Source organism: Dysgonomonas sp. 521 (genome assembly GCF_010501055.1).
GTDB lineage: Bacteria > Bacteroidota > Bacteroidia > Bacteroidales > Dysgonomonadaceae > Dysgonomonas.
Genome location: NZ_QVMO01000148.1, coordinates 1 through 5466, shown reverse-complemented (window position 1 = coordinate 5466; position 5466 = coordinate 1). Strand labels below are relative to the sequence as shown.

The window sequence follows — 5466 nt, the reverse complement described above, 5'->3', positions numbered from 1 at the left end:
AAAACAAAAGTCTGTCGCTTATATAGTGACAGACTTTTTTTCAGTTATTATACTAGAGGCAAATGTAAGTAAAAGTATTGGTATTTGGAGGTGGAGTTGGATAATTTAACATTTAGGGGTGGAGAAATCAATATTTGTACTTCTTGCTATTGATATGTTTTAATATCTTATCCCTGAAAGCGTTCTCATTATCCGCAAACAGGATTTCGATAGGAAGATAGTACATGTATTTCTTTATTTCTTTATCTATATCTTTTCGGGTAACCAGTCGCGCGGCGTCTTTCTCGGTCACTAAGATAATCTTATTATCGGAGTTTATTTTTTTGAACTTATCCGTAATGTATTTTATATCCTTGCTTTTGAAAGCGTAGTGGTCGGGATAAGTAATCGTGTCTACCTTATCTGTGTATTCGGATAGTTTTTTGATAATCATGTTCGGGGAAGCGATTCCGGTAGCCAAAAGAATATGCTTGTCCTTCAACACGGATAGCGGTTTATTATCTCCCGAAAATACAGGTTTCAGTTCCTGATAGCCGAGTGAAGTAAAATACAGATCCTGATAAGGGAAGGGATTGATATCGTGCGAAATGATACGGTAATCGATAGGTTGCAAGTCCTGCGGGCACTTGGTCACAATAATCATATTCGCCTCATCGATATAAGAACATGGTTCTCTTAAACGTCCTGCCGGAAGCAGCGCATCTTCGTATACCGGACGGTTGAAATCGGACAGAATGATGGTAAAGGACGGCTTCACGTAGCGATGCTGGAAAGCATCGTCAAGCAGTATTACCTGCGGCGGATTTTCCATAGACAGCAGATTCCTTATACCTCTCCTCCTGTCGGCATCGACCGCGACAAGGATATCCGGAAATTTATTTTTTATCTGGAAAGATTCGTCTCCTATCTCTTTACTGGTAGTTTCCTTTGCGGCAAGTATAAAGCCTTTGGTTTTGCGCTTATAGCCTCTGCTGAGCACTGCTACCCTGTATTTGCCGTGCAAGAGGCGGATAATATATTCGGTATGCGGGGTCTTGCCTGTTCCGCCTACTGTGATGTTGCCTATACAAATAATGGGGATGTCAAACTCTTCTTGTTTGAATATTCCCCATTTGAAAAATTTATTTCTGAAATATACAATCAACCCGTACAACCATGACAATGGCAGTAACCACTTATTGATATGTACGGGTTGACGTTCTATCATTTAGCCAGCCCCCTCAATCCCCCATAGGGGGACTTACAGAGAGGGTATTTAACCCCTCCAACCTCCCCAAGGGGAGGTTACAAAGAGAATATTATTAATAATTATTTTCATTTTTCTTTTCGTGGCTTCGCTCCTTTCTCCCTCCCTTCGGGCAGGGTTGGGGTGGGGCTCAGAAACTGTTTAAATTTTATACGAATATTTTATTATATCTTTTTCTTCGTTCATTTTTAGTCTGTTTTCGGCTGTTTTTTCCTTTCTCTCAACTCAAATAGCCCGCTATTATCGTTTCAAGAAAGAAAAAAACATCTCTAAAACATCTCTAAAAATTTGAACGAATAAAATTTAAACAGTTTCTCACCTGACGCTTATGTCGTAAGGCATACGTGCCTGTACAAAATCCTGTTCTTTTATTTCTTTTATTGTTTTAAACAATTCGTAATCGCTACCCAGATATTCTTTCATGGCGCGGGTAGTCAGTTCTTCTTTCTGGTTAGAGAAAAAGCTTTCGAATAAATCTACTTTTTTAGGATAATCCTTTAGGGAATAATCCGACAATTCGGCCAGTTTAGCAGCTTCTTCTATAGCTGTATCCAAATCGCCAAGACCATCTACAAGTCCGATTTTCAATGCCTGGTTGCCTGTCCATACACGACCCTGCGCGATATGATCTAAAGAATCTTTCGGTATGTTGCGCCCTTCGGAACAACGTGTAAGGAACAAGTCGTATCCATGCTCGATGTATTGTTGCAGTATCGCTTTTTCGTCGGCGCGCATCGGACGTGTCAATTCGCCGAAGTCTGCGTATGTATTTGTTTTTACGTTGTCGAATGAAAGGCCTACTTTTTTTGTCAGCCCTTCTACATTAGGGAACATCCCGAAAATACCTATCGATCCGGTCAACGTATTTGGCTGCGCAATGATCTTTGAAGCATTACAAGAGATATAATATCCGCCCGATGCCGCGTAGTCTCCCATAGATACTACCACAGGTTTCTTTTCTTTGAGGTCGGTGACGGCTTTCCATATCTGTTCGGATGCATAGGCGCTTCCTCCGGGAGAGTTGACACGGAAAACAACGGCTTTTACTTTTTCGTTGTCTTTCAGTTTTTCTATTTCTTTTACAAATCTCTTGTCGGTTATGCCATCCTTGCCCGAACCGTTGTTGATAGAACCTTCGGCATACAGTACAGCGATAATATCCTTGGATTTGCTTTTATTTTCGAACGGAACGGAGGTCATATTCTTGATGGAAGCCAATCGTACATCTTCTTTCTTTTCCACTTCGAGCAATCCCTGCAAATATTCCTTTACGCCGGTTTCGTACATCAGTGTATCCACAAGCCCGTCTTGCACGGCATATTTTGCTTCCTTGAAAGTCTGTAAAGAATCGGCAAGCTGATTTATCTTTTCTACGGATATTTTCCTTGAAGAAGAAATCTCGGATGTGATAGTAGACCATATATCGCCTATATAGGCCGTAACCTGCTCTTTATTGGCGTCGCTCATCTTATCCAGCATGAAAGGTTCTACCGCCGACTTGAAAGTACCTACTTTGAATATCTGCATTTCCACGCCTATTTTTTCCAGTAGGCCTTTGTAGAAAGTAGGCGAAGCGGCAATCCCGTGCAAATCGAGGTTTCCCTGAGGGTTCATTATTACCTTGTCTGCAACGGATGATAAGTAATAGCATCCCTGTGTATAAACATCGGCATAAGCTATAATGAATTTACCGCTTTCCTTGAAATCGGCCAGCTGGTCACGTATTTCTTTCAGGGAAGCCGGAGCAGCCATAAAGGCGCCTGCGTTGATGTAGATCCCTTTTATCTTTTCATTCTCTTTTGCCTTCTTTATAGAAGAAAGAATATCATCCAGACCCAATTCGGTATCTGCATTCTGACCCAGCATATCCATAAAAGAGTTTGGCTGTACTCTTTCGGAGAGCGTACCTTCAAGTTTCAGTGTAAGCACTGTATTATCCTTCAATTTATATTTATCTGAAGAACTAAACGACATGGCTGCCAATGAAATAAAAAAGATAAACATAAAAACGCCTATTACTATGAAACATCCTAGCATAGAGGCTAATAAACTTTTAAGAAAACCTTTCATTGTTTTTGACTTTATTTTAATGAATTCTATTTATAATAATCAGATTAATTCACTTTTCAGTTTTTTATTATCTTGGCGGCAGTCCCATACAGTAGCTATATAGACAGTCTCACTATCAATATAATAAATTATTTTATAGTTATTTCTTACTACTAAGAAACGAAAACTTATATGTAAATCTGCCAAATTTGGTTCCAAAGTTCCCATTTGCGGAAAATCACATAAGGGAGCAGTGCATGACTTTATATCTTTTTTTAGTTTATTGGCTGCTGATTTGCTTTTCCCTTTATAATAAGAATGAATTTCTTTTACTCTTTTTCTCGCCTTAGGTAACCAAACTATTTTTACCATTCGTCCATTTCTTTAAAAAATTCATCTTGCGTAATTCCCAAGCCGTTTTTCGCATCGTCCACAGACTGCATTACTTCCGTTTTCAGTTCATCTACAGTCATTACTGCAGGCTTCTTTTTCTGGACTGCATTTTTCAATACTTCTACAACTTTGGCAATCGTATCTTCATCTGCATCCAATATGGTACGAATAATTCGTTCTCTATCTTTATATAATGTTATTGCATCCATAATTAAAAAATTTAGAGCAGATACCCACTCATTATCATTCAAATATAATACTCTTTGCTACAAAATTATATATTTATTTCGTAGTTAACTTTAATACCTGTTGAAAAACTGTTGAAAACTGTCAATATATTTTTCAAATAAAAAAGTCCGTTTATCGAATTAAAAGAACATATATAAAATAAGTCGCAAATAACAATTAAAAATCACAGCTTGTTATAATTAAACTATCAAAGGCTTATTAACACCTTCCGGGAATTACCGGATAAGAAAATTATCAACATCAAAGGTTATTAACATTGTTTTAATAAAGTTTATAATGCTCTTTATATAAATAATTTGTCTAATTTTACTCCGTTTAATAACTCATAATTATACTTGAACAAACTTTTAATATCCATATTTCCAAGTTTTCTATCGAAAAAGAATAAACACAATTAACAGCCTATCACAATCATCATGAGTTTTTGTTAAGTTTAAATTAAAAATAAATAATATATATAATGTTTAATAAGTTCAATTTGATTGTCAAATACGTTTTTTATATACTTACCTCTTCTTTCATATTTGTTGCATGCAATACCAGCGGGCAGAAAAAGGAAGCGGATAATATTCCGATTATTTCTGATACGATAGTGCAAGTTACGCCGGATGAAGGAGAATCTGATGAAGAATATGCCGCTTTTTATGAAAAGTATTTTAAAAACTTTTCATACGATAGTATAAAACTTTTTCAGAATACCACGTATAGTGATCTGGAGGATTCCAGAAAGTGGTTTCACATAATGGATACGATTCTGGGCCTGTTCAAAACAGGGAACAGTTACAGCCTGAAAAAGTGTTGGATAGAGAAGGTAAATGTATTTGAGAATCCGTGTGGAGGCTATGACCTGATAGAACCTACATTGAATACGAAAGAAAATCCATTATTTCTTTTCAGGGGGCTAAAACATTATAACCACAGCCCGGTTATAGATACTATACCGGCAGGCCTGAAACTTTGGACAGGGCAGCGGAAAGATTTTGTATTTAACGATGTTTCTTATCAGCTGCGGGCGGAAGGTATAGTTCTGCATAAAGGGAATGAAGGTACAGAAATGTATTATGAAGATATAAAGGATTATAAGCTTTATCTTACATCGGGGGATAAAACTCAGTGCATAGTGGAAATGAAAAAGTTCAATAATACTATGACCGAATTGCTCTGGATAGGCGACCTGGATGGCGATGGCAAGCCAGACTTTATTGTAAGTTCTCCCGACTGGTATGAAGATTATCGTATGCTGTTGTTGCTCTCGTCTTATGCCGAAGGAGATGGGTTGGTGAAACTGGTTTCTATTACTGTAGATTCTTTTGCGTGCTGATGAAATGAATAGTTATTATTCTTTGTAGGGGCAGAGCTATGTGTCTGCTATAAGAAAATGGGTAAACACATAGGTTTACCCCTACAGTATAGAATATAAGAATGAATATTGAATTAGTTCCTATGTTTGTATTTGAATTACGGCGATAGCAAATATGCATAAGCCCACGAGTATTATTATATTTGAGTTTGATTATAATAACATAATA

Annotated in this window: 5 protein-coding genes; 1 reads left to right on the top strand and 4 read right to left on the bottom strand. The window is 37.4% G+C overall.

Translation table 11 applies throughout. The features are described 5' to 3' along the window. Positions 1-127: 127 nt before the first annotated feature. The 4 genes from lpxK to D0T84_RS21100 form a co-directional block, all read right to left on the bottom strand. Positions 128-1207 carry a tetraacyldisaccharide 4'-kinase gene (gene lpxK, locus D0T84_RS21115; RefSeq protein WP_163309914.1) on the bottom strand — a complete coding sequence of 360 codons (1080 nt, stop codon included), beginning with the start codon at positions 1205-1207 and terminating at the stop codon, positions 128-130. A gap of 354 nt (positions 1208-1561) precedes the next feature. Continuing rightward, a complete protein-coding gene (sppA, locus tag D0T84_RS21110) occupies positions 1562-3316 on the bottom strand; it encodes a signal peptide peptidase SppA (protein WP_163309913.1) in 1755 nt (584 codons plus the stop codon). A gap of 39 nt (positions 3317-3355) precedes the next feature. Continuing rightward, a complete protein-coding gene (locus D0T84_RS21105) occupies positions 3356-3667 on the bottom strand; it encodes a type II toxin-antitoxin system RelE/ParE family toxin (protein WP_163309912.1) in 312 nt (103 codons plus the stop codon). Further along, complete coding sequence (locus D0T84_RS21100; protein WP_163309910.1) at positions 3661-3897, bottom strand: hypothetical protein; 237 nt, start codon at positions 3895-3897, stop codon at positions 3661-3663. The genes D0T84_RS21105 and D0T84_RS21100 overlap by 7 nt, the downstream gene beginning before the upstream one ends. A gap of 500 nt (positions 3898-4397) precedes the next feature. On the opposite strand from D0T84_RS21100, the gene D0T84_RS21095 reads away from it, so the two are divergent. Continuing rightward, on the top strand, positions 4398-5258 hold the full coding sequence (locus tag D0T84_RS21095) for an FG-GAP repeat protein (RefSeq protein ID WP_163309908.1): 861 nt from the start codon (positions 4398-4400) through the stop codon (positions 5256-5258). Positions 5259-5466 lie beyond the last annotated feature (208 nt).

Coding starts and splice junctions, on each gene's coding strand:
- D0T84_RS21095 (WP_163309908.1), top strand. CDS start 4,398: ATGTTTAATAAGTTCAATTTGATTGTCAAATACGTTTTTTATATACTT.
- D0T84_RS21105 (WP_163309912.1), bottom strand. CDS start 3,667: ATGGTAAAAATAGTTTGGTTACCTAAGGCGAGAAAAAGAGTAAAAGAA.
- sppA (WP_163309913.1), bottom strand. CDS start 3,316: ATGAAAGGTTTTCTTAAAAGTTTATTAGCCTCTATGCTAGGATGTTTC.
- lpxK (WP_163309914.1), bottom strand. CDS start 1,207: ATGATAGAACGTCAACCCGTACATATCAATAAGTGGTTACTGCCATTG.
- D0T84_RS21100 (WP_163309910.1), bottom strand. CDS start 3,897: ATGGATGCAATAACATTATATAAAGATAGAGAACGAATTATTCGTACC.